At 73.4% G+C, this 21,867-nt stretch carries 21 protein-coding genes; 7 read left to right on the top strand and 14 right to left on the bottom strand.

What is annotated here, in order from left to right:
* Positions 1-122: 122 nt before the first annotated feature.
* From O2W16_RS06990 to O2W16_RS06980, 3 genes are all read right to left on the bottom strand, one after another.
* Positions 123-941 (bottom strand): ATP-binding cassette domain-containing protein, encoded by an 819-nt coding sequence (locus O2W16_RS06990; protein WP_269158086.1) that lies wholly within the window; start codon positions 939-941, stop codon positions 123-125.
* On the bottom strand, positions 938-1,822 hold the full coding sequence (locus tag O2W16_RS06985) for an ABC transporter permease (protein WP_269158085.1): 885 nt from the start codon (positions 1,820-1,822) through the stop codon (positions 938-940). The genes O2W16_RS06990 and O2W16_RS06985 overlap by 4 nt, the downstream gene beginning before the upstream one ends.
* Before the next feature lie 173 nt (positions 1,823-1,995).
* Positions 1,996-2,979 carry a sugar ABC transporter substrate-binding protein gene (locus O2W16_RS06980; RefSeq protein ID WP_269158084.1) on the bottom strand — a complete coding sequence of 328 codons (984 nt, stop codon included), beginning with the start codon at positions 2,977-2,979 and terminating at the stop codon, positions 1,996-1,998.
* A gap of 279 nt (positions 2,980-3,258) precedes the next feature.
* Between O2W16_RS06980 and O2W16_RS06975 the strand changes: the two genes are divergently transcribed.
* Both O2W16_RS06975 and O2W16_RS06970 read left to right on the top strand, forming a co-directional pair.
* Positions 3,259-4,317 (top strand): Glu/Leu/Phe/Val family dehydrogenase, encoded by a 1,059-nt coding sequence (locus tag O2W16_RS06975; RefSeq protein ID WP_269158122.1) that lies wholly within the window; start codon positions 3,259-3,261, stop codon positions 4,315-4,317.
* A 249-nt stretch (positions 4,318-4,566) separates the two neighbouring features.
* A complete protein-coding gene (locus tag O2W16_RS06970; RefSeq protein WP_036336377.1) occupies positions 4,567-4,782 on the top strand; it encodes a DUF3073 domain-containing protein in 216 nt (71 codons plus the stop codon).
* Positions 4,783-4,944: 162 nt separating this feature from the next.
* On the opposite strand, the gene purM is transcribed toward O2W16_RS06970, so the two are convergent.
* The 4 genes from purM to O2W16_RS06950 all read right to left on the bottom strand — a co-directional run bounded on the left by purM (position 4,945) and on the right by O2W16_RS06950 (position 9,345).
* A complete protein-coding gene (purM, locus tag O2W16_RS06965) occupies positions 4,945-6,009 on the bottom strand; it encodes a phosphoribosylformylglycinamidine cyclo-ligase (RefSeq protein WP_269158083.1) in 1,065 nt (354 codons plus the stop codon).
* Positions 6,006-7,565, bottom strand: coding sequence for an amidophosphoribosyltransferase (gene purF, locus O2W16_RS06960; RefSeq protein WP_269158082.1), 1,560 nt, complete (start codon positions 7,563-7,565; stop codon positions 6,006-6,008). The genes purM and purF overlap by 4 nt, the downstream gene beginning before the upstream one ends.
* A 74-nt stretch (positions 7,566-7,639) precedes the next feature.
* Complete coding sequence (locus O2W16_RS06955; protein WP_269158081.1) at positions 7,640-8,248, bottom strand: MBL fold metallo-hydrolase; 609 nt, start codon at positions 8,246-8,248, stop codon at positions 7,640-7,642.
* On the bottom strand, positions 8,245-9,345 hold the full coding sequence (locus O2W16_RS06950; protein ID WP_269158080.1) for an S-(hydroxymethyl)mycothiol dehydrogenase: 1,101 nt from the start codon (positions 9,343-9,345) through the stop codon (positions 8,245-8,247). The genes O2W16_RS06955 and O2W16_RS06950 overlap by 4 nt, the downstream gene beginning before the upstream one ends.
* A 237-nt stretch (positions 9,346-9,582) precedes the next feature.
* Here O2W16_RS06950 and O2W16_RS06945 point away from each other — a divergent pair, with 237 nt between their 5' ends.
* Both O2W16_RS06945 and O2W16_RS06940 read left to right on the top strand, forming a co-directional pair.
* Entirely contained in the window at positions 9,583-11,001 is a 1,419-nt protein-coding gene (locus O2W16_RS06945; protein WP_269158079.1) for an OFA family MFS transporter, read from the top strand.
* Positions 10,998-11,147 carry an MFS transporter small subunit gene (locus O2W16_RS06940; protein ID WP_269158078.1) on the top strand — a complete coding sequence of 50 codons (150 nt, stop codon included), beginning with the start codon at positions 10,998-11,000 and terminating at the stop codon, positions 11,145-11,147. The genes O2W16_RS06945 and O2W16_RS06940 overlap by 4 nt, the downstream gene beginning before the upstream one ends.
* 138 nt (positions 11,148-11,285) lie before the next feature.
* Here O2W16_RS06940 and O2W16_RS06935 read toward each other — a convergent pair whose 3' ends face one another.
* The 4 genes from O2W16_RS06935 to purS are packed head-to-tail and all read right to left on the bottom strand — an operon-like array spanning position 11,286 to position 14,986.
* Positions 11,286-11,696, bottom strand: a complete 411-nt coding sequence (locus O2W16_RS06935) for a sterol carrier family protein (RefSeq protein ID WP_269158077.1) — start codon at positions 11,694-11,696, stop codon at positions 11,286-11,288.
* Positions 11,697-11,710: 14 nt separating this feature from the next.
* A complete protein-coding gene (gene purL / locus O2W16_RS06930; RefSeq protein WP_269158076.1) occupies positions 11,711-14,032 on the bottom strand; it encodes a phosphoribosylformylglycinamidine synthase subunit PurL in 2,322 nt (773 codons plus the stop codon).
* Positions 14,029-14,727 (bottom strand): phosphoribosylformylglycinamidine synthase subunit PurQ, encoded by a 699-nt coding sequence (purQ, locus tag O2W16_RS06925; protein ID WP_269158075.1) that lies wholly within the window; start codon positions 14,725-14,727, stop codon positions 14,029-14,031. Before purQ ends, purL begins: the two co-directional genes overlap by 4 nt.
* Positions 14,728-14,737: 10 nt before the next feature.
* On the bottom strand, positions 14,738-14,986 hold the full coding sequence (gene purS / locus O2W16_RS06920; protein ID WP_036336369.1) for a phosphoribosylformylglycinamidine synthase subunit PurS: 249 nt from the start codon (positions 14,984-14,986) through the stop codon (positions 14,738-14,740).
* Positions 14,987-15,183: 197 nt separating this feature from the next.
* Between purS and O2W16_RS06915 the strand changes: the two genes are divergently transcribed.
* Both O2W16_RS06915 and O2W16_RS06910 read left to right on the top strand, forming a co-directional pair.
* A complete protein-coding gene (locus O2W16_RS06915) occupies positions 15,184-15,921 on the top strand; it encodes a PilZ domain-containing protein (protein ID WP_269158074.1) in 738 nt (245 codons plus the stop codon).
* Between the two features lie 143 nt (positions 15,922-16,064).
* The gene (locus O2W16_RS06910) at positions 16,065-16,730 is read left to right on the top strand and encodes a PilZ domain-containing protein (RefSeq protein ID WP_269158073.1); all 666 of its coding nucleotides are present in this window, start codon (positions 16,065-16,067) and stop codon (positions 16,728-16,730) included.
* 25 nt (positions 16,731-16,755) lie between these two features.
* Here the strand turns inward: O2W16_RS06910 and O2W16_RS06905 are convergent, their stop codons facing one another.
* A complete protein-coding gene (locus O2W16_RS06905; protein ID WP_269158072.1) occupies positions 16,756-17,634 on the bottom strand; it encodes a phosphoribosylaminoimidazolesuccinocarboxamide synthase in 879 nt (292 codons plus the stop codon).
* The gene (gene purB, locus O2W16_RS06900; RefSeq protein WP_269158071.1) at positions 17,631-18,938 is read right to left on the bottom strand and encodes an adenylosuccinate lyase; all 1,308 of its coding nucleotides are present in this window, start codon (positions 18,936-18,938) and stop codon (positions 17,631-17,633) included. Before purB ends, O2W16_RS06905 begins: the two co-directional genes overlap by 4 nt.
* Before the next feature lie 93 nt (positions 18,939-19,031).
* Between purB and O2W16_RS06895 the strand changes: the two genes are divergently transcribed.
* Entirely contained in the window at positions 19,032-20,480 is a 1,449-nt protein-coding gene (locus tag O2W16_RS06895) for an AI-2E family transporter (protein ID WP_269158070.1), read from the top strand.
* Positions 20,481-20,588: 108 nt separating this feature from the next.
* Here O2W16_RS06895 and purD read toward each other — a convergent pair whose 3' ends face one another.
* The gene (gene purD, locus O2W16_RS06890; protein WP_269158069.1) at positions 20,589-21,842 is read right to left on the bottom strand and encodes a phosphoribosylamine--glycine ligase; all 1,254 of its coding nucleotides are present in this window, start codon (positions 21,840-21,842) and stop codon (positions 20,589-20,591) included.
* Positions 21,843-21,867 lie beyond the last annotated feature (25 nt).

Raw genomic sequence — 21,867 nt, 5'->3', positions numbered from 1 at the left:
CAGCGAGCGTCCCAGTCACACCACCAGTCACAGATGCAACACGCGCAGCGACGGCGCGTCCGTCTCAAACAGCTCGGTCACCGCCGCACCCGGTCCCCCTGTGCCCATGTCGACCCGGCAGGTCAGGGTGCGCCCGGCCGCCCCAGCTCCTCGGCGAGCCGGCTGAGCTCGTCACCCCCGGCCATCATGTCGGTCAGCTGCTCCCGGGTCACCTCGGCCTTGGCGAAGTCGCCCAGGCTGCGGCCGCGGTTGAGCAGCAGGAAGCGGTCGCCCACCGGGTGCGCATGGTGCGGGTTGTGGGTGATGAAGACGACGCCGAGCCCCTGGTCGCGCGCCTGGGCGATGTAGCGCAGCACCACGGCGGCCTGCTTGACGCCCAGCGCCGACGTCGGCTCGTCCAGGATCAGCACCCGGGCCCCGAAGTGCACCGCACGGGCGATCGCCACCGACTGCCGCTCGCCGCCGGAGAGCGTGCCGACCGGCTGGTCGGCGTCGCGGATGTCGATGCCCATCGCGGCCAGCTCGCGCCGGGTGACGTCCTTGGCCGTCGCCCGGTCGAACCGGCGGAACGGGCCCCATCCGGTCGTCGGCTCCGAGCCGAGGAAGAAGTTCCGCCAGATCGACATCAGCGGGATCATCGCCAGGTCCTGGTAGACCGTGGCGATGCCGGCGTCCAGCGCCCCGCGCGGCGCGTCGAAGTCGACCGGCTCACCGTCCAGCAGCAGCTGTCCCCGGGTCGGCCGGTGCACCCCGGAGAGCACCTTGATCAGCGTCGACTTGCCCGCCCCGTTGTCCCCCAGCACGCAGGTGACCTGCCCGGCGCGCACGCTGGTGGAGATGCCGTCGAGCGCGATGACCGAGCCGAAGTCCTTGCCGATGCCGCGCAGCTCCAGCAGCGGGGCGTCCCCGGGTACGGCCGGCCGGTCGGCTGCGGCGCTCATCGCGGAGCCGCCTCGGCGTAGCGCCGGACCAGCCGGTTGGTCAGCACCGCGAGCAGCAACATGGCCCCGAGGAAGAAGTAGAACCAGTCGGCGTCCCAGTTCAGGTAGACGATCCCCTGCTGGGTCATGCCGAAGATCAGCGCGCCCAGGGCCGCGCCGACGGCCGAGCCGTACCCGCCGGTGAGCAGGCAGCCGCCGATCACCGCCGCGACGATGTAGATCAGCTCCTGGCCGGTGCCGGTGTTGGCCTGCACGGAGGTGAGCCGGACGGCGGTGATCGAGCCGACCAGCCACGCGGCGGTCGCGGTGGTCATGAACAGCACGATCGTCGTCCGCCGCGCCGGGACCCCGACGTTGCGGCTGGCGACCTCGTCACCGCCGGTGGCGAAGACCCAGTTGCCGAACCGGGTGCGCAGGAGCACCCAGGCGGCCAGCGCCGTGACCAGCAGCCACCAGAGGACGGCGATCCGGAACGGCTGGCCGAAGACCTCCACCGTGGACGCCAGCACGAGCTCGGCCGAGTGGTAGCCGGGGGCATCGGCCAGCCCACGCACCTGGACCGTGCCGGTGAACGCCTTGGTGAGCCCCAGGTTGAGGCCCTGCAGCATCAGGAAGGTGCCCAGCGTGATGATGAAGCTGGGCAGGCCGGTGCGGGTGACCAGCCAGCCGTTGAAGGCGCCGATCCCCAGGGCCAGCACCAGCGCCGCGGCGATCGCCACCCAGATGTTCTGCTGCAGCTCCACCGCCACGACGGCCACGGTCAGCGCGGTGGTGCCGGTCATCACCCCGGCGGAGAGGTCGAAGTGCCCGCCGATCATGAGCAGCGCGACGGCGACCGCCATGATCCCCAGCACCGAGGCGACGTCCAGCCAGTTGGCCACCCCGGCCAGCGACCGGAAGACGTCGGACTGGGCGGAGAAGAACCCCAGGATGACGACGGCACCGATCAGCGACCCGAGCTCGGGCTTGACCAGCAGCCGCCGCCACGGGCTGACCCGGGCGACGCGTTCGTCGGCGCGCGCCGGCCCGTCGACGGGCGCCTCCCGGGTCGCGCTCAGCGGGTCCCCGCCGAGGCGAGGTCCGCGATCTCGTCGACGTTCTCGGCGTCGACGATCCCCGGCCCGGTCAGCACGGCCTGGCCGCCGCCGACGGTGTTGAGGTTCTCCGCGTACAGCTTGAGCATCACGATCGGCAGGTAGCCCTGCTCGTACTGCTGCTGGTCGACGGCGAAGGAGATCGTGCCGTCCTGGATCGCGGCGATGACGTCGCCGTTCAGGTCGAACGTGGCGATCTCGGCGTCGGACCCGGCGTCGGCGGCGGCGGACGCCGCCACCGGGGCCACGGCGGAGTTGAGCGTGAGCACCGCGTCGATCGAGGGGTCGCTCTGCAGCTGCGAGGTGATCGTCGACTGGGCGGACTGCAGGTCGTTGATGTCCACCTGGAGCAGCCGGACGTCGGTGCCCAGCCCCTGCGAGGCACCGGCGCAGCGCTGTTCCAGGCCGATGTTGCCGGGCTCGTGCACCACGCAGAGCACGTTCTGCGCCCCGTCGGCGGCCAGTCGCTGCCCGGCACCGATGCCCGCGATCGTCTCGTCCTGGCCGACGTGCCCGATGGCACCGAACTCGGCCGACCGGTCTCCCCCGGAGTTGATCGTGATGACCGGGATGCCGGCGTCCGCCGCGGCCCCGATCGAGTCCTCGAGCGCGTCCGGGTTCGCCATCGAGACGACGATCCCGTCGACGTCCTGGTTCACCGCGGCCTCGATCAGCTGGGACTGGCGCTGCGGGTCACCGTCGCTCTGGTAGTCGACGCCCACGCCCAGGTCCTCGCCGGCCGCCTCGGCGCCGTTCTGCACCACGTCCCAGAAGGCGTCACCGGCCGACCCGTGGGTGACGACGGCGAACTCGAGGTCGCCGGAGGCGGTCGCACCGCCGCTGTCCCCGCCCTCGTCGCCCCCGCCGGAGTTCTCCGTGGAGCAGGCGCTCAGCAACAGGGGTGCCGCCAGGGCGAGTGCGAGCAGCCGCTTGGGTCGAGCCATCGTGTGCGTGTCCTCCTGTGTGGCGGCGCAGCGATGCCCCGCTGATGTCCTCCGCCGGTCGGGCCTCGACTCGGCCCACCCGGAGGAGTGTGCGGCACCGGGATCGGCCGGCGCCTGTCGTCAGCCCCCGATCATGCCCGCCCGGGAGACCGGACACGGCACGGACCTCCACACCGAGACCCGGTCGTTGCCGTCGCCCGCCACCCGGCGCCCCGCCCGGAGGCGGACGGAGGCAGGCGCAGTGACCCGCCGCTGCCTAGGCTGCCGGTCGTGGACGTGATGGGCTCCGGGCACGAACAGGTCGTCTTCTGCTCCGACCCCGGGTCGGGGCTGCGCGCGGTGATCGCGGTGTACTCCACCGCGCTCGGGCCGGCGCTCGGCGGCACCCGGTTCTTCCCCTACGCCTCCGAGGAGGCCGCGGTGGCCGACGCGCTGGCGCTGTCGAAGGCGATGGCCTACAAGAACAGCCTGGCCGGCCTCGACCTGGGCGGCGGCAAGGCGGTGATCATCGGCGACCCGCGCACCGACAAGACCGAGGCCCTGCTGCGCGCCTACGGCCGCTTCGTCGAGAGCCTCGGCGGGCGTTACCTCACCGCCTGCGACGTCGGCACCTACAACGCCGACCTCGACGTCGTCGCCCGGGAGACCCGCTTCGCGCACGGCCGGTCCGAGGCCTTCGGCGGCTGCGGCGACTCCTCGGTGCTCACCGCCTTCGGGGTCTTCCAGGGCATGCGGGCCGCGGCCCAGCACCGCTGGGGCGCCCCGACCCTGGCCGGGCGCACCGTCGCCGTGGCCGGCGTGGGCAAGGTCGGCAGCTGGCTGGTCGACCGGCTGGTCGCCGACGGCGCGTCCGTCGTGGTCACCGACGTCGACCCGGCCGCGGTCGCCCGGGTCCGGGCCCGACACCCGCAGGTCTCCGCCGTTGCCGACACCGCCGCCCTGGTGCGCACGCCGCACGACGTCTACGCCCCCTGCGCCCTCGGTGGCGCCCTGGACGACGAGACCGTGGCCGCCCTGCCCGCCCAGATCGTCTGTGGCGGGGCGAACAACCAGCTGGCCCACGAGGGCACCGCCGAGCTGCTGCGCGCCCGGGGCGTCCTCTACGCGCCCGACTACCTGGTGAACGCCGGTGGCGTGATCCAGGTCGAGGACGAGCGACACGGGTTCTCCTTCGCCCGTGCCGAGTCCAAGGCCACCTCGATCTTCGACGTCGCGCTGCGGGTGTTCGCCGCGGCCGACGCCGAGGGCGTCTCCCCGGCCGTGGCCGCCGATCGGCTCGCCGAGGAGCGGATGAGCTCGGTGGGGCGGCTGGCGACCATCCGACTGCCCCGCTGCTGAAGGACCCCCTCGCCCCCCACCGCTCGTACCTCGCGGCGGGCCCCTGCGAGGGGGCCGGGGCGGCCGGATCGGGTGAGACCCCGGTCACATCCAGCCTCGGATGAGGGGGCTGGGGGGTGCGCTGCGTGCCCGTGACCGATCCGTGTCGTAAGCTCGGCCAAGGACACAGTCACTCAGTCGGGGTCGCCACACGGGCCGTCCAGCCCAGTGCTGGAGACGACCCGCACTCCGTCACGAGGGGGTCGAGCCATGGGGCGCGGCCGAGCGAAGGCCAAGCAGACACGCGTGGCCCGTGAGCTCAAGTACAGCTCACCCAACACCGACCTCACTGCCCTCCAGCGAGAACTGGCTGGACAGCCGTCGTCGTTCCCCTCCCGGGGGCCGAAGGACGACGACGAGGACGACACGCACGTCGGGAGCTGGTCGCAGGACGACGAGGACGACGACTGGGCTGCCAGTCGTTGACCCGCTGAGTCCGCGACCCAGCCCCTGAGACAGGGCAGCACCGCTTCTCCTCCGGGAGAAGCGGTGCTGTCGTGCGTCCTGGGCCGGGCTGTCGTGGGTCCTGGGCCGGGCTGTCGTGGGTCCTGGGCCGGCCGGCTCCACGGTGACCGGCCGGTGGCCGGCTCAGCGGTAGGAGCCGACCAGCCGGGCCGAGGCCTCTCCGCCGTGTGCTCCGACCGTGCCGGCCACCCAGGCCGGGACGCCCCGGGCGAGGAGCAGTTCGACCGCCCGGTCCGCGTGCTCGGGGGCGACCGCGGCCACCATGCCGACGCCGCAGTTGAACGCCCGCTCGGACTCCGCGCGCGGCACGCCGTGCTCCTCCAGCAACCGGACGACCGCGGGCAGCGCCCAGGTGCTCCGGTCCAGCACCGCCTCCAGCCCGGCCGGGACGACACGGACGGTGTTGCCGGCCAGCCCGCCCCCGGTGATGTGGGCGAAGGCGTGCACCGTCTCCACGCCCAGCTGCTCGACCAGCGCCAGGCAGTCGCGGGCGTAGATGCGGGTGGGCTCGAGCAGTTCGTCCCCGAGGGGACGCCCCAGGCCGGCCGGGGTGCCGGTCAGGTCCAACCCGGCCCGGTCGACGACCCGGCGCACCAGCGAGTAGCCGTTGGAGTGCAGCCCGGAGGAGGCCATGGCGACGATGAGGTCACCGGGGCGCACCCGCTCCGGCCCGAGGACGGCGTCGGCCTCCACGACCCCGACCGCGGTGGCGGCCAGGTCGTAGTCGTCCGCGCCCATCAGGTCGCCGTGCTCGGCGGTCTCCCCACCCACCAGTGCGGCACCGGCCTGCGTGCACCCCTCGGCGATCCCGGTGACGATGGCGGCGATCCGCTCCGGCACGACCCGACCGCAGGCGACGTAGTCCTGCAGGAACAGCGGCTCCGCCCCGCAGGCGACCAGGTCGTCGACGACCATGGCGACCAGGTCGATCCCGACGGTGTCGTGCCGGTCCAGCGCCCGGGCCAACGCGATCTTGGTGCCCACGCCATCGGTCGAGGAGGCGAGCAGCGGCTTGCGGTACTTGGCGGTGTCCAGGGCGAACAGCCCGGCGAACCCGCCCAGCCCACCGACGACCTCCGGGCGGTTGGTCTTCTCCACCGCCGCCCGCATCAGGGTGACGGCCCGTTCGCCGGCGTCGATGTCCACGCCGGAGGCGGCGTAGGTCAGCTCGCCCTCGTGGGTCGTCACGGCCGGCTCAGCGCCTCGTCGGCCCCACCGGGGACCGTCGGGCTGCCGGCCTGCTGGCCGGTCCACCCGGTGACCGCGGAGGCCTCCTCGGTCAGCGCCCGGCGGCCGATGCCCTCGAGGAGGTGCTTGCCCAGCACCTCCGGCTGGCCCAGCGCGATCGGGTACTCGCCGGTGAAGCAGGCCGTGCACAGCCGGTTGGCCGGCTGCTCCGTGGCCGCGATCAGCCCCTGCTCGGAGACGTAGCCCAGCGAGTCGGCGTTGATCGAGGCCCGGACGCCGTCGACGTCCAGCCCGTTCGCGACCAGCTCGGCCCGGCTGGCGAAGTCGATGCCGTAGAAGCACGGCCACTTCACCGGGGGTGAGGCGATCCGGACGTGCACCTCGAGGGCACCGGCTTCCCGGAGCATCCGGATCAGCGCCCGCTGGGTGTTGCCGCGCACGATCGAGTCGTCGACGACCACCAGGCGCTTGCCGCGGATGACGTCGCGCAGCGGGTTGAGCTTCAGCCGGATGCCCAGCTGCCGGATCGTCTGGCTGGGCTGGATGAACGTGCGCCCGACGTAGGAGTTCTTGACCAGGCCCAGGCCGTAGGGGATCCCGGAGGCCTCGGCGTAGCCGACCGCGGCCGGCGTGCCCGACTCGGGCACCGGGATGACCAGGTCGGCCTCGACCGGGTGCTCCTTGGCCAGCCGGCGGCCGATCTCCACCCGGGCCGCGTGCACGCCGCGGCCGGAGATCGTGGTGTCCGGCCGGGCGAGGTAGACGTACTCGAAGACGCAGCCCTTGGGGTCGGCGACGGCGAAGTGCTGGCTGCGCAGCCCGTCCTCGTCGATGGCGATCAGCTCACCGGGCTCGACCTCGCGGACGAACGAGGCGCCGCAGATGTCCAGCGCCGCCGTCTCGCTGGCGACGACCCAGCCCCGCTCCAGCCGGCCGAGGACCAGCGGCCGCACGCCCTGCGGGTCACGCGCGGCGTAGAGGGTGTCCTCGTCCATGAAGGTGAAGCTGAACGCCCCCCGCAGGCGCGGGAGCACCTCCATCGCCGCCGCCTCGACCGACATGTCGGGCTTGGCCGCGATCAGCGAGGTGACCAGGTCGGAGTCGTTGGTGGCGACGAACGCCCCGGCCACACCCTCGTCGGCCGCGGCGCTGGCGAGCTCGGCGGTGTTCACCAGGTTGCCGTTGTGGCACAGCGCCAGTCCGGTGCCGGCACCGGTGGTGCGGAAGGTCGGCTGGGCGTTCTCCCAGGTGGAGGCCCCGGTGGTGGAGTACCGGGCGTGGCCGACGGCGATGTGGCCGCGCAGGCTGCCCAGCGTCGGCTCGTCGAACACCTGGCTGACCAGGCCGAGGTCCTTGTAGACCACGACGGAGGAGCCGTCGGACACCGCGATGCCGGCCGCCTCCTGACCGCGGTGCTGGAGGGCGTACAGGCCGAAATAGGTCAGCTTCGCGACCTCTTCCCCCGGGGCCCAGACCCCGAAGACGCCACAGGCGTCCTGGGGACCAGGGTCATGGGGGTCGAGGTCGTGCGTCAGCCGTCCGTCACCGCGAGGCACGGGTGCGAGCGTACCGGCTGAGCCGCCCTCCCCCGGGTGGGACCGCTCACTCGGGGGAGGGCGACCGCGCTCGCTCAGGCGATGTTGCCCAGCTCGGCGTTGACCGTGGTGTCGTCGCCGTGACCGGTCTTTACCACCGTGTCACCGTGCAGCGTCATCAGCCGGTCGTTGATCGACCGCAGGATCGTCGGCTTGTCGCTGAACGACCGGCCGGTGGCTCCGGGACCACCGCAGAACAGCGTGTCCCCGGTGAAGACGGTGGCCAGGTCGGGGGCGTGCAGGCAGGTGCTCCCCGGGGAGTGCCCGGGGGTGTGCAGCGCGTGCAGCTGCACACCCGCCACGGTGAGGCGGGTGCCCTCGACCAGGTCCTCGTCGGGTGCGGTGTCCGGGTGGACGACGTCCCAGAGCATTCGGTCGGCGGGGTTGAACCAGATCGGTGCCCCGGTGGCCTCGCGCAGGGCCACCGCCGCGGTGATGTGGTCGTTGTGCCCGTGGGTGAGCACGATCGCGGTCACCCGGCGCCCGGCGATCGCCTCGATGATCGGGGCGGCGTCGTGCGGGGCGTCGATGACGACCACCTCGTCGTCGTCCCCGACCAGCCAGACGTTGTTGTCGACGTCGAAGTCCTGCCCGTCGAGGCTGAACACCCCGCTGACGACGGCCTGCTCGATCCGGGCGCTCACTTCTCGGCCCCCTCGAACACGACCACGGAGCGCAGCACGTCACCGGCGTGCATCTTGTCGAACGCCGCCTCGACGTCCTCCAGCCCGATCGTCTCGCTGACGAAGGCGTCCAGGTCGAACCGGCCCTGCAGGTACAGGTCGATGAGCATCGGGAAGTCGCGGCTGGGCAGGCAGTCGCCGTACCAGGAGGACTTCAGCGCGCCGCCGCGGCCGAAGACCTCGAGCAGCGGCAGCTCGATCTTCGAGGCCGGGTTGGGCACGCCGACCAGGACGACGGTGCCGGCCAGGTCGCGGGCGTTGAACGCCTGCTCGTAGACCGCCGGGTGCCCGACGGCGTCGATCGCCACGTCGACCCCGAAGCCGCCGGTGAGGGCCTTGATCGCCTCGACCGGGTCGGTCTCGGCGGAGTTGACCGTGTGGGTGGCGCCCATGCCCTTGGCCCACTCGAGCTTCTTGTCGTCGATGTCGACGGCGATGATCGTGCCCGCACCGGCCAGCCGGGAGCCGGCGATCGCCGCGTCCCCGACGCCGCCGCAGCCGAAGACGGCGACGGAGTCGCCGCGGCCCACGCCGCCGGTGTTGATCGCGGCACCGACGCCGGCCATCACGCCGCACCCCAGCAGCCCGGCCGCGGTGGGCTTGGCCGCCGGGTCGACCTTCGTGCACTGGCCGGAGTGGACCAGGGTCTTCTCGGCGAACGCGCCGATCCCCAGCGCCGGGGACAGCTCGGTGCCGTCGGCCAGCGTCATCTTCTGCGCGGCGTTGTGGGTGTTGAAGCAGTACCAGGGCTTGCCCTTGGTGCAGGCCCGGCACTCGCCGCAGACCGCGCGCCAGTTCAGCACCACGTAGTCACCGACCGCCACGTTCGTGACGCCCTCGCCGACCGCGGAGACCACGCCGGCCGCCTCGTGGCCCAGCAGGAACGGGAACTCGTCGTTGATCCCGCCCTCCCGGTAGTGCAGGTCGGTGTGGCAGACCCCGCACGCCTGGACGTCGACCACCGCCTCACCCGGGCCCGGGTCGGGGACGATGATCGTCTCGATGGTGACCGGAGCACCCTTGCTCAGGGCGACGACGCCCTTGACCTCGTACGACATGCCGCCAGCGTAGGGAACAGGACGGCCGTCCGCGCCCCGCTCCCGCACCGTGGAAGCGACGGTTGTGCGTGCAACGAATTGGTCTCAGCCTCACCCGGCTGGGGCTCACCGTGCAGCCGGAATCGTCACAGCGTCGTACGGTGCCCTTCGGCCGCGACCTGTGTCACACCTGTGTACGGGCCGCGATCGGGTTGCGTCCGTCCGGGCGCACCGTTCCCGCACCTCGGAGGTCGTTCCGTGGCAGTACCCAGCTTCCTGGCCCGGGAGCGCATCATCGCTCGCCCGGGCTTCAACCGCTGGCTCATCCCGCCAGCCGCGCTCGCCGTGCACCTGTGCATCGGCCAGGCCTACGCGACCAGCGTCTACAAGGCCGCGCTCGTCTCGCACTTCGAGTCCAGCCTGACCGCCATCGGGATCATCTTCTCGATCGCGATCGTCATGCTGGGCCTGTCGGCCGCCGTCTTCGGCACCTGGGTGGACAAGAACGGGCCGCGCGCGGCCATGTTCACCGCCGCCTGCTTCTGGTCGGCCGGCTTCCTGGTCGGGGCGCTGGGCATCTCCACCGAGCAGCTGTGGCTGGTCTACTTCGGCTACGGCGTCCTCGGCGGCATCGGGCTGGGCATCGGCTACATCTCCCCGGTGTCCACCCTCATCAAGTGGTTCCCCGACCGCCCGGGCCTGGCCACCGGCATGGCGATCATGGGCTTCGGTGGCGGTGCGCTCATCGCCTCGCCGCTGTCCCGCCAGCTGATGAACTGGTACGACCCCACCTACGACGGCACGATCGGCACCACCCCCACGGGTGCGGCGGTCGCGCAGCTGTTCGTCACGCTGGGCCTGGTCTACCTGGTCTTCATGATGTTCGGCGCCTTCATCGTCCGGGTCCCCGCGCCCGACTGGCGCCCCGACGGCTTCGACCCGTCGCAGGTCAAGGCCAAGTCGCTGGTGACGACGGAGAACGTCTCGGCCAACAACGCCATCAAGACCCCGCAGTTCTGGCTGCTCTGGACGGTGCTGTTCTGCAACGTCACCGCCGGCATCGGCATCCTCGAGCAGGCCGCGCCGATGATCCAGGACTTCTTCCGGAACGGGGAGACCTCCACGGTCCTCGCCGCGACGGCCGCCGGCTTCGTCGGGCTGCTCTCGCTGTTCAACATGGCCGGTCGGTTCGTGTGGTCCTCCACCTCGGACTACATCGGCCGCAAGCCGATCTACATGGTCTACCTGGGCGTCGGCCTGGTGCTGTACGTCCTGCTGGCCACCGTCGGCAGCACCGCCACCTGGATCTTCGTCATCCTGGCCGCGATCATCATCAGCTTCTACGGTGGTGGCTTCGCGACCGTCCCGGCCTACCTGCGGGACCTGTTCGGGACCTACCAGGTCGGCGCCATCCACGGCCGGCTGCTGACCGCCTGGGCGGCCGCGGGCATCGCCGGCCCGCTGATCATCAACGGCGTCCTCGACGCACGTGGCACGCCGGGTGAGCTGACCGCCGGCGACTACCGGCCGGCCCTGTTCATCATGGTCGGCCTGCTGGCCGTCGGCTTCGTCGCGAACCTGATGATCAAGCCGGTCGCCGAGAAGTGGTTCGAGCCGAAGAACACCGACGTCCCCACCGCCGCATCCACCACCGGAGATCGGAACCTGACGCGATGAGCACCCCACGCCACGCCGGCGACCAGCAGGCCACGACGAACACCCCGACCGCCCTCGTCGCCTTCGCCTGGGCACTGGTCGGTGTCCCCTTGGCCTACGGGCTCTACAACACGGTGAAGGCAGCCAGCGCGCTGTTCGGCGGCTGAGCCACCCGCACCCCCACCGCAGAACGCCCCGTCCGCTCACCGAGCGGGCGGGGCGTTCTGCTGTTCGCCCTCCACCCGCAGTCGATCATCGGCGAACGGCGGCGCCCACCGGCGTGGCGGGCAGCCGTTCGCCGATGATCAACTCGAAGAGGGGGGTGGCCCGGCGGGTCGGACGGGGCGCAACGGCAGCTCGGCGGAGAGGTCGGCGCGGTTGCCGCTGGCGCTGACCGCGCCCTCGCCGACCGCGTCGGCCCAGGACAGCGCGCCGGTCGCCAGCCGCAGCCAGGTCGCGGCGTCGGTCTCGACCACGTTGGGCGGGGTGCCGCGGGTGTGCCGCGGCCCGGGCACGCACTGCACCGCCACGAACGGCGGCACCCGCAGCTCCACCGAGCGCCCGGGCACGTGCTGGGCGAGCCAGCGGGCCGAGGTCTTCACCGCCGCGCCCAGGACCGCCCGCGGCGGCTGCTCGGCCTCCCCGGCGAGCCAGCCGACCGTGGGGGCGAGCGCCGCCCGCAGGTCCTCCGCGGAGATCGGTGCGACGCCGGCCATCACGAGCGGACCCGTCAGCTCGTCGGGACGGCGCCCGCCGGGATCGACCCGACCGTGGCCTCCGGGCTGCCGAACAGCGCCGGCAGGGTCGCCGTCCACGCCGCCCGCAGCTCGGCCAGGGGCAGCTCGAGGAGACCGTCCAGGACCAGGGCGTCGCCGCCCGTCGTCCCGAGCTCGGTGACCGGCGCCCCGGCCGCCTCGGCCGCGGCGCGCACCGCAGCCGGATCGGCGGTGGTGACGACGACGCGGGCGACCGACTCACCGAACAGCGATGCCGTCGGGTCGCCGGGCACGCTCAACCGGGCGCCCGTGCCGTACCGCAGCGCCGACTCGGTCAGCGCCTGCGCCAGCCCGCCGTCGGCCAGGTCGTGCGCGGAGCTGACCAGCCCGTCGGCCGACAGGGAGGCCAGCAGCTCACCCAGGGCGCGCTCGGCGGCCAGGTCCAGCCGGGGCGGCAGCCCGCCCAGGTGGCCGTGGACGACCGCGGCCCAGGCCGAGCCACCGAACTCCGGCCGGGACTCGCCCAGCAGCAGCACGGACTCACCTGCAGCCCGCCAGCCGGTGGGGACCCGGCGGGTGACGTCGGCGTGCACGCCCAGCACCCCGATCACCGGGGTGGGGTTGATGGCGACGTCGCCGGTCTGGTTGTAGAGGCTCACGTTGCCGCCGGTGACCGGCAGACCGAGCTCGCGGCAGCCGTCGGCCAGGCCGCGGACGGCCTCGGCGAACTGCCACATCACCTCGGGGTTCTCCGGGGAGCCGAAGTTCAGGCAGTTGGTCACCGCCAGCGGCTTCGCGCCGGAGACGGCGACGTTGCGGTAGGCCTCGGCCAGGTTCAGCTGGGCGCCGGTGTAGGGGTCCAGCCGGGCGAAGCGCGCGTTGCCGTCCAGCGACAGCGCGATGCCCAGGTTGCTGGACTCGTCGATCCGCAGGACGCCGGCGTCCTCGGGCTGGGCGAGCACGGTGTTGCCCCGCACGTAGCGGTCGTACTGCTCGGTGACCCAGCTCTTGTCCGCGCCGTCCGGGCTGGAGACGACGGCGAGCCAGTCGGCCCGCAGGTCGGCCGAGGTCGACGGCGGGGCGTCGGCCTGCAGCGCGTCCAGGTCGGCCGGGCGGGCCATCGGACGCTCGTAGCGCGGGCCCTCCAGGGCGACCGTGCGCGGCGGGACGTCGACGATCCGCTCGCCGTGCCAGTCGATGGTCAGCCGGTCGCCGTCGGTGACCTCACCGATGACGGTGGCCAGCACGTCCCACTTGGCGCAGACGGCGAGGAACGCCTCGACCTTGCCCGGCTCGACGATGGCGCACATCCGCTCCTGGGACTCGCTCATCAGGATCTCGGCGGGGGTGAGCGTGGAGTCGCGCAGCGGGACGGCGTCCAGGTCGATCGCCATGCCGCCGGAGCCGGCCGCGGCCAGCTCGCTGGTGGCGCAGGAGATGCCGGCGCCACCGAGGTCCTGGATGCCGGTGACCAGGCCGGCGGCGAAGATCTCCAGGCAGGCCTCGATCAGCAGCTTCTCGGTGAACGGGTCGCCGACCTGCACGGCCGGGCGCTTGGCCGGGCCCTCGGCGTCGAAGGTCTCCGATGCGAGCACCGAGACCCCGCCGATGCCGTCGCCACCGGTGCGGGCCCCGAAGAGCACGACCTTGTTGCCGGTGCCCTCGGCCTTGGCCAGCTGCAGCTCCTCGTGCCGCAGCACGCCGACGCAGAGGGCGTTGACCAGCGGGTTGCCCGCGTAGGTCTCGTCGAAGAGCAGCTCTCCGCCGATGTTGGGCAGGCCCAGGCAGTTGCCGTAGCCGCCCACCCCGGCGACCACACCGGGCAGCACCCGGGCGGTGTCGGGTGCGTCGGCGGCACCGAAGCGCAGCGAGTCCATGACCGCGATCGGCCGGGCGCCCATGGTGAGGATGTCGCGGACGATGCCGCCGACCCCGGTGGCCGCGCCCTGGTAGGGCTCGACGTAGCTGGGGTGGTTGTGCGACTCCACCTTGAAGGTGACCGCCCAGCCCTCGCCGACGTCGACGACGCCGGCGTTCTCGCCCATGCCGACCAGCAGCGCGTCGCTCTTCGGCAGGTCGGCGAACCGGCGCAGGTGCACCTTCGAGGACTTGTAGGAGCAGTGCTCGCTCCACATCACCGAGTACATCGCCAGCTCGGCGGTGGTCGGTCGGCGACCGAGGATCTCCCGGATCCGGGCGTACTCCTCCGCGCGCAGCCCCAGCTCGGCGTAGGGCTGCTCGTCGTCGGGGTGCCGGGTGGCCAGCTCGACGGTGTCCAGCCGGCTCGTCCGGCCCGGGGCGGTGTCGAGCTCGGACAGGCCCTCGGTGGCGCTCACGCGGCCACCACCAGGGCGGAGAGGACCGAGGTGAAGAAGCCCAGGCCGTCGGTGCTCGGGCCGGTGAGGTCCTCGACCGCGTGCTCCGGGTGCGGCATGAGCCCGACCACCCGGCCGTCGGCGCTGGTGACCCCGGCGATGTCCCGGGAGCTGCCGTTGGGGTTGGCGTCCACGCCGGACCCGGGCGTCGTGCTGACGTAGCGCACGACCACCCGGCCCTCGCCCTCCAGCCGGTCCAGGTCGGCGTCGGCGGCCACGTAGCGGCCCTCGCCGTTCTTCACCGGGACGACGATCCGCTGCCCCGGCTGGAACGACGTCGTCCAGGCGGTGTCGGCGCGTTCGACGAGCAGCCCCTGGTCACGGTTGCGGAAGTGCAGGTGGCTGTTGCGGGTCAGCGCCCCGGGCAGCAGCCCGGCCTCGCACAGCACCTGGAAGCCGTTGCAGATGCCCAGCACCGGCAGGCCGCCGTGCGCCGCGGCCACGACGTCCTGCATGAGCGGCGAGCGCGCCGCGATCGCCCCGGCGCGCAGGTAGTCGCCGTAGGAGAACCCGCCGGGCAGGACGACGGCGTCGACGTCCTTCAGGTCGTGGTCGCCGTGCCAGAGGGACACGGGCTCGGCGCCGGCGAGCCGCACGGCGCGTGCGGCGTCGACGTCGTCCAGGGAACCCGGGAAGGTGATGACACCGATGCGCACTGGGTCTCTCTCAGTCGGTGGTGCGAGCGGGGAGGTGCAGCTCGACGTCCTCGATGACGGGGTTGGCCAGCAGCGTCTCGGCGATCTGCCGGAGCTCGGCCTCGTCGGGTTCGCCGTCGACCTCGAGCACGAAGTGCTTGCCCTGGCGGACGCTGCGCACCCCGGTGTGGCCGAGGCGCCCGAGGGCGCCGAGCACCGCCTGCCCCTGCGGGTCGGAGATCTCTGGCTTCAGGACGACGTCGACGACCACCTGGGACACGCCGATGAGGGTACCTGGGCGGCCAGGAGCACCTCGACGACCGATCGGCCGGGCACGACACGCCGCGTTCGCGCTCACCTCCCGAACGGAACGGGTCTGGACCGATACACCATGCGCGAGTCGCCCGGGTCAGCCGCAGAGCTGGCCCGGACACCGGCTGGGATGGGTCAAACAGCGGCACATCGAGGAGACACGGCATGACAGCAGGCGGAGTTCCGGGCGAGGACCACCCTGAGGAGCGGGGGCTCGTCGAGCTCCTGCTCAGCGACCGGGGGGTCGTCCTGGTCAGCTGGGTGGAGCGGCTCGAGGGCAAGGAGATGGTGGTCACCGCCGGGCGGGACCGGAACCAGCGGTCCGTCCGGCTGGACGTCGGCGACCGGGTCGAGGTGGTCTGGAAGGGGGCCGGCGAGCTGCGTGCCCTGCCCACCCGGCTGGTGGCCGTCGAGGGTGCGGGGAGCGGGACCTGCTGGCGGCTGGTCGCCACCGGGCCGGCCGGCCGGGGGCAGCGGCGGGCGGCCGTCCGCGCCGCCATCGCACTGCCGGTGACGGCCACCCACGGCGGCACCACCCTGACCGGGACGACGGTGGACATCAGCGAGGGCGGCATGCGGGCCGCCTTCCGGCCACCGGCAGCCGGCGGTACCCGGCTGCGCGCGGTCACCCGGTCGGACGGCCTGCCGGCCGCGCCCGGGGACGGCGACGCCCCCGCCGCGGGAGTGCGCGCCTTCGGCGTCGGGGACGTCCTGGACGTCGTCGTCCAGCTGGGTGCCGGGCAGCTGGCGGCCCAGGTCGAGACCATCCGCGTCCACCGGCGCGAGGACGAGTGCTCCGAGCTGTCCGTCCGGTTCATCGGGCTGTCCGAGAAGGACCAGGACGCCGTCCGCGCCCGGGTGTTCGCCGGGCTGCGCGAGCTGCGTCAACGCGGGCTGCTCTGACCGGCGGCAGGCGCGGCCGGCGGACCGACGCCTGACCCGAACGGGTGCGACCGACCGCCGCGGGCCTGCCCGGACCCGGTCGTGCGGGCGAGGATCCCTCCACGAGAGCACTGCTCCACGTGGAGGAAGGGGAACTGTCAGGCATGGTCGCGGGACAGCCAGGCGTCGACCACCCGGCCACCTGGACGGGGCTCAGCGTCCTGCCCCTGGGACAGGACGAGGCGCTCACCGCCCGGGTCCGCCGGGAGAGCGAGTCGTTCCTCCACCTCAGTCCACCGCGCAACGCGCTCGGGGAGATCGTGCCCTTCGTCGAGCGCGACATGCTGGAACTGTCCTGGCAGGCCGACGACGGGCTCCGGTCCGTCCCGGCCGATGCGGTCGCGGTCGCCGCCGACGGCCTGTGGAAGGTCAGGGTCACCGGCCCGGCCAGCAGGATCCAGCGCCGGGACGCCGTCCGCGCCCCCATCGGGCTGTCGGCGGCCCTCTCCTGGGACCGCGCGACGCTGGTCGGGAGCACCGTCGACCTGAGCGAGGGCGGCCTGCTCGCCGTCTTCCGCCCGCACGGCGACCTCGGCGTCAGCATCCCCTTCCCGACGAAGAGCCAGCCCCTGCTCCTCACGCTCGACCTGTACTCCGACGAACTCGTCACCGAGGTGGCGGTGGTCCGCCGCCGGCCCCGCCAGGACAACCTGCACGAGTGGTCGCTGCGCTTCGTCGACCTGCCCGAGCGGGCCGCCGACCTGATCCGCTCGCACGTCTTCACCGCGCTGCGCAACGCCCGCGCCCGCGGCATCGCCGCGCTCTACTGAGCCACCGAGATGGCCGATCTGTGCCTCACCGCCAGGGGAGGCCGGTGAGCTGCTCGTAGGCCTTGACGTAGCGGTCCCGGGTGGCGGCGACGACGTCCGCGGGCAGCTCCGGCGGCGGGGACACCCGGTCCCAGCCGGAGGTGGTCAGCCAGTCCCGCACGTACTGCTTGTCGAAGGAGGGCTGCGGAGCCCCCGGCGACCAGGTCATGGCCGGCCAGAACCGCGAGGAGTCGGGGGTGAGCACCTCGTCGCCGAGCACCAGGGTCTCCCCCGACGTCCCGAACTCGAACTTGGTGTCGGCCAGCACGAGCCCGGCCTGCTCGGCGATCTCCGCCCCGCGGCGGTAGAGCGCCACGGTGAGCGACCGGAGCGCCTCGGCCCGGTCGGCGCCGACGGCCTCGACGACCTGGGCGAACCCGATCGCCTCGTCGTGCTCGCCGACCTCGGCCTTGGTCGAGGGGGTGAAGACCGGCTCGGGCAGCCGGGAGCCCTCGACCAGGCCGGCCGGCAGCGGGACGTCGACGATCGCGCCCGTGCGCTGGTACAGATGCGTGCCCGACCCGGACAGGTAGCCGCGGGCCACGCACTCCACCGGCAGCATCTCCAGCCGGCGGACCAGCATCGACCGGCCGGTCAGCTCGGCCGGCACGCCCACGGCGAGCAGCTCGTCGCCGGACGCCAGCAGGTGGTGCTCCGCGCCGTGCTCGGCCAGCACCGGCGCCAGCTGCTCGAACCACCACACCGACAGCGCGGTGAGCACCCGGCCCTTGTCCGGGATCGGCGTGGGGAGCACGTGGTCGTAGGCGGAGACCCGGTCGCTGGCGACCAGCAGCAGCCGGTCGTCGTCGACCGCGTGGACCTCGCGGACCTTGCCGCGGGCGACGAGCTCGAAGGGGAGGCTCACGACAGCGCGGCCAGCCGGTCGAACAACGGGCCCAGGTTCGCCACGTACTGCTCGGGCCGGCAGATCTCGTCCAGCCGGGCCTCGTCGAGGGCGACGCCGTCGGCCGCGGCCCGCTCGCGCAGCGTCTGCCGGAACGGGGTGCCGTCCTGCCAGGTCCGCATCGCCGCGGACTGGACGAGCGCGTAGGCCTGCTCGCGGCCCATCCCGCCCTCGACCAGCTCCAGCAGCACCGACGAGGTGTAGATGAGCCCGCCGGTGGACTCCAGGTTGGCGCGCATCCGGTCGGCGTCGACGACCAGGTTCTCCACCAGCCCGGCGGTCAGGTCCAGCAGGTAGTCGGTGGTGATCGCCGCGTCGGGCAGGAACACCCGCTCGGTCGAGGAGTGCGAGATGTCCCGCTCGTGCCAGAGCGGGATGCCCTCCATCACCGGGACGATCGCCGCGCGCACGACCCGGGCCAGCCCGGCGATCCGCTCGGAGCGGATCGGGTTCTTCTTGTGCGGCATGGCGCTGGAGCCCTTCTGCCCCGCGCCGAACGCCTCGCTCAGCTCGCGCACCTCGGTGCGCTGACCGTGCCGGACCTCCAGGGCGATCGCCTCGCACACCGTGGCGATGATCCCCAGCGCGGAGACCCACTCGCTGATCCCGTCACGCAGCACGACCTGGGTGGAGGCGTCGGCCGCGCGCAGGTCCAGCGCCTGGGCCACGGTCACCTCGACCGAGGGGTCGATGAGGGAGTAGGTGCCGACGGCGCCGGAGATCGCCACCACGCCGACGGCCTCGCGGGCCCGGCGCAGCCGGTCCCGGGACCGGGCCATCGCGAAGGCCAGGTCGGCGACCCGGTGGCCCCAGACGTCGGGCTCGGCGTGCACGCCGTGGGTGCGGCCGACCTTGATCGTGCCCCGGTGGGCCAGGCCGTGGTCGCGCAGCGCGACCACCAGCCGGTCGGCCTTGGCCAGCAGCACGTCGGTGGCGTCGGTGAGCTGGACGGCGAGCGCGGTGTCCAGCAGGTCCGAGGAGGTCATGCCGTGGTGCACGTAGGCCGCGGCCGACCGCGGCTCGGTGTTGTCGGCCCAGGCGGTCAGGAAGGCGATGACGTCGTGCTGCGTCGTCTCCTCGATCTCCGCGACCCGCTCAGGGGTCGGCGGGGGCGCGTTGCGCACCGGCTCGACGACGTCGGCGGGCACCCGCCCGGCGGCCGCGTGCGCCTCCAGCACCAGCGTCTCGACCCGGCACCACAGCTCGTACTTGTGCTGGTCACTCCAGACCCGGCCCATCTCGGGCAGGGTGTACCTGTCGATCATGCGAGTACCGCTTCGGTCTGCTCAGCTCGGCGCACCACGGGCCCATCCTCTCGCACCGCTGCGGGCGGGCCCCCATCAGCTCGGAGGAGAAGGATGTTGCAGCGGGCCAGACACGTCGTCGACCGGGCCCGGGAGCGCATCCGGGCCGCCGCCGAGCACGACCCGCACGCCTGGCCCGACGGCACCGTGCTCGTCCTCCAGGACGGCAGCCGCGCCGTCGTGGACCACGTGGAGGAACCGCACCAGGACGACGGCCACCACGCCACCGCCGCACCCCGCCACGACGCCGCCCCCCTCGCCCCCGGCAGCCCGCACCCGGACGCCCCGGACGTCGACGTCCCCGGCGGGGTCAGCGGCCCCCCGGCACCCGGTGGTGCCCCGCCGGCGCCCGGCCGGGACCGGACCCGGGGCAGCCTGCTGGCCCCCGATGCCGGGCTCCGGGCCGCCGAGCGGGACGTCCCCAACGGGCTGCGGATCGCCGCGGCCTGGTCGTGGCGGACGGTGGCCGTGGTCGCCGCGCTGTACCTGCTGCTGCGCGCGGCCGGCTACGTCGCCGTCGTCATCGTGCCGGTCATCGTGGCGCTGCTGCTGGCCGCGCTGCTCCAGCCGGGTGCGGCCTTCCTGCGGCGCAGCGGCTGGCCGACCTCGCTGGCCGCGCTGACGATGCTCGTCGTCGGCGTCGGCGTGGTCGCGGGGATCGTGACCCTCGTGGTCGAGGAGTTCGTCGCCGGCTACGCCGACCTCGTGTCCCAGGTCGACGAGGGGCTCACCCAGGTGCAGGACTTCATCACCCGCACCTTCCCGGTCACCGACGGCCAGATCACCGACGCGCTCGAGAGCGCGAGCCAGTCCATCACGGACAACCGGGACGCGCTCACCTCCGGCGCGCTCACCACGGCCGCGACCGTGGGCGAGGTGCTCACCGGAGCGCTGCTGACCCTGTTCACCCTCTTCTTCTTCCTGCTCGACGGCCGGCAGATCTGGCTGTGGGTGGTCGGGCTGACGCCGGTGAACTCGCAGGCCTACCTGGACGAGGCGGCCCGGCGGTCCTGGCGGACGCTGATCTCCTACGTGCGCGCCACCGTCGGGGTCGCCGCCTTCGACGCCGTCTTCATCGGCATCGGCCTGGTCTTCCTCGGGACGCCGCTGGTCGTGCCGCTCGCCGCGCTGGTGTTCCTCGGCGCGTTCATCCCGATCATCGGGTCGTTCCTGGCCGGCACGGTCTCGGTGCTGGTCACCCTGGTCGCCGTCGGGCCGGTCCGGGCACTGGTCGCGCTGGGGATCATCGTGCTGATCATGCAGCTGGAGAGCCACGTGCTGCAGCCGCTGCTGCTGGGCCGCGCGGTCTCGGTGCACCCGCTGGCCGTCGTCCTCGGCATCGCCGCCGGGCTGCTGATCGGCGGGGTCTTCGGCGCGCTGATCGCCGTCCCGGTCATCGCCTGCGGCAACGTGGCGGGCACCTACCTGTCCCGGCGGCACGAGGGCCCCCGCCCCCCGCAACCGGACACCCGCCGCGCCCGCCGGCCGGTCACCGCCCGCTGACGCCAGCGGGCCGACCCGCCCAGGACGGCGTGGAGCCGCGGCAGCACGCGGCTCACCCCCTGCCGGCGCGGGTCGAGCCGCACGCGCGGAGGCCGGCCGGCCGGACGATCAGACGGTGATGCGGCCCTCGACGGCGGCCAGCGCGATGTCGGTGCGCCAGTGCGCGTCGGCCAGCCGGACCGCGGCCAGCCGCTCGTAGACGGTCTGCCGCGCCGCGGCCAGGTCGTCGCCGACCGCGGTGACCGAGAGCACCCGGCCACCGGCCGAGTGCACCAGGCCGTCGGCACCCAGCGCCGTCCCGGCGTGCAGCACGCCCTCGCCGTCGGCGCCGGTGATCGGATCGCCGACGCGCGGCCGCTCGGGGTAGCCCGAGGCGGCGACGACGACGGTGACCGCCGCGCCGTCCCGCCAGCGCAGCGGTGGCTGCTCGGCCAGCGTGCCGGTGGCCGCGGCGTACAGCAGCCCGGCCAGCGGGGTCTCCAGCAGCGGCAGCACGACCTGGGTCTCCGGGTCGCCGAACCGGGCGTTGAACTCCACCACCCGCACGCCGCGGGAGGTCAGCGCCAGCCCGGCGTAGAGCAGGCCGCTGAACGGCTCCCCACGGCGGGCCATCTCGTCGATCGTGGGCTGCAGGACGGTGGTGCGGACCTCCTCGACCAGACCCTCGGGCGCCCAGGGCAGCGGAGCGTAGGCGCCCATCCCGCCGGTGTTGGGGCCGCCGTCGCCGTCGTCCCGGCGCTTGTGGTCCTGGGCGGGCAGCAGCGGCACCACCGTCGTCCCGTCCGACAGCGCGAACAGCGACACCTCCGGGCCGTCGAGGAACTCCTCGATGACGACGGAGTGCCCCGCGCCGAGCACGGCCTGCCCGTGTGCGACGGCGGCCGCGCGGTCGGTGGTGACCAGCACGCCCTTGCCGGCCGCCAGCCCGTCGTCCTTGACGACGTAGGGGGCGCCCGCCTCGTCCAGCGCGGTCTCCAGCTCGGCCGCGCCACCGACGGCCCAGAACTGTGCCGTCGGCACCCCGGCGGCGGTCATCACGTGCTTGGCGAAGGCCTTGGAGCCCTCGATCTGGGCGGCCTGGGCCGACGGGCCGAAACAGGCGATGCCCGCCTCGCGCACCGCGTCGGCGGCGCCGGCGACCAGGGGCACCTCCGGGCCGACCACGACCAGGTCGGCCTGCCACTCGACGGCGAGGGCGCTGACCGCGGCCGGGTCGGCGGCGTCGAGGGGGAACGCCTGGGCCAGGGTGACGGTGCCGGCGTTCCCCGGCGCACAGGCCAGCGCCGTGACGGCGGGGTCGGACTGCAGAGCCACGCACAGGGCGTGCTCCCGGGCACCGGAACCGATCACGAGGACGCGCACCGGGCGAACCTACCCACCCCGGCCG

It is taken from the genome of Modestobacter sp. VKM Ac-2984, from assembly GCF_026967985.1.
GTDB lineage: Bacteria > Actinomycetota > Actinomycetes > Mycobacteriales > Geodermatophilaceae > Modestobacter.
Note: the sequence above shows the minus strand (reverse complement) of the source record. Positions and strands in the feature narration are given on the sequence as shown.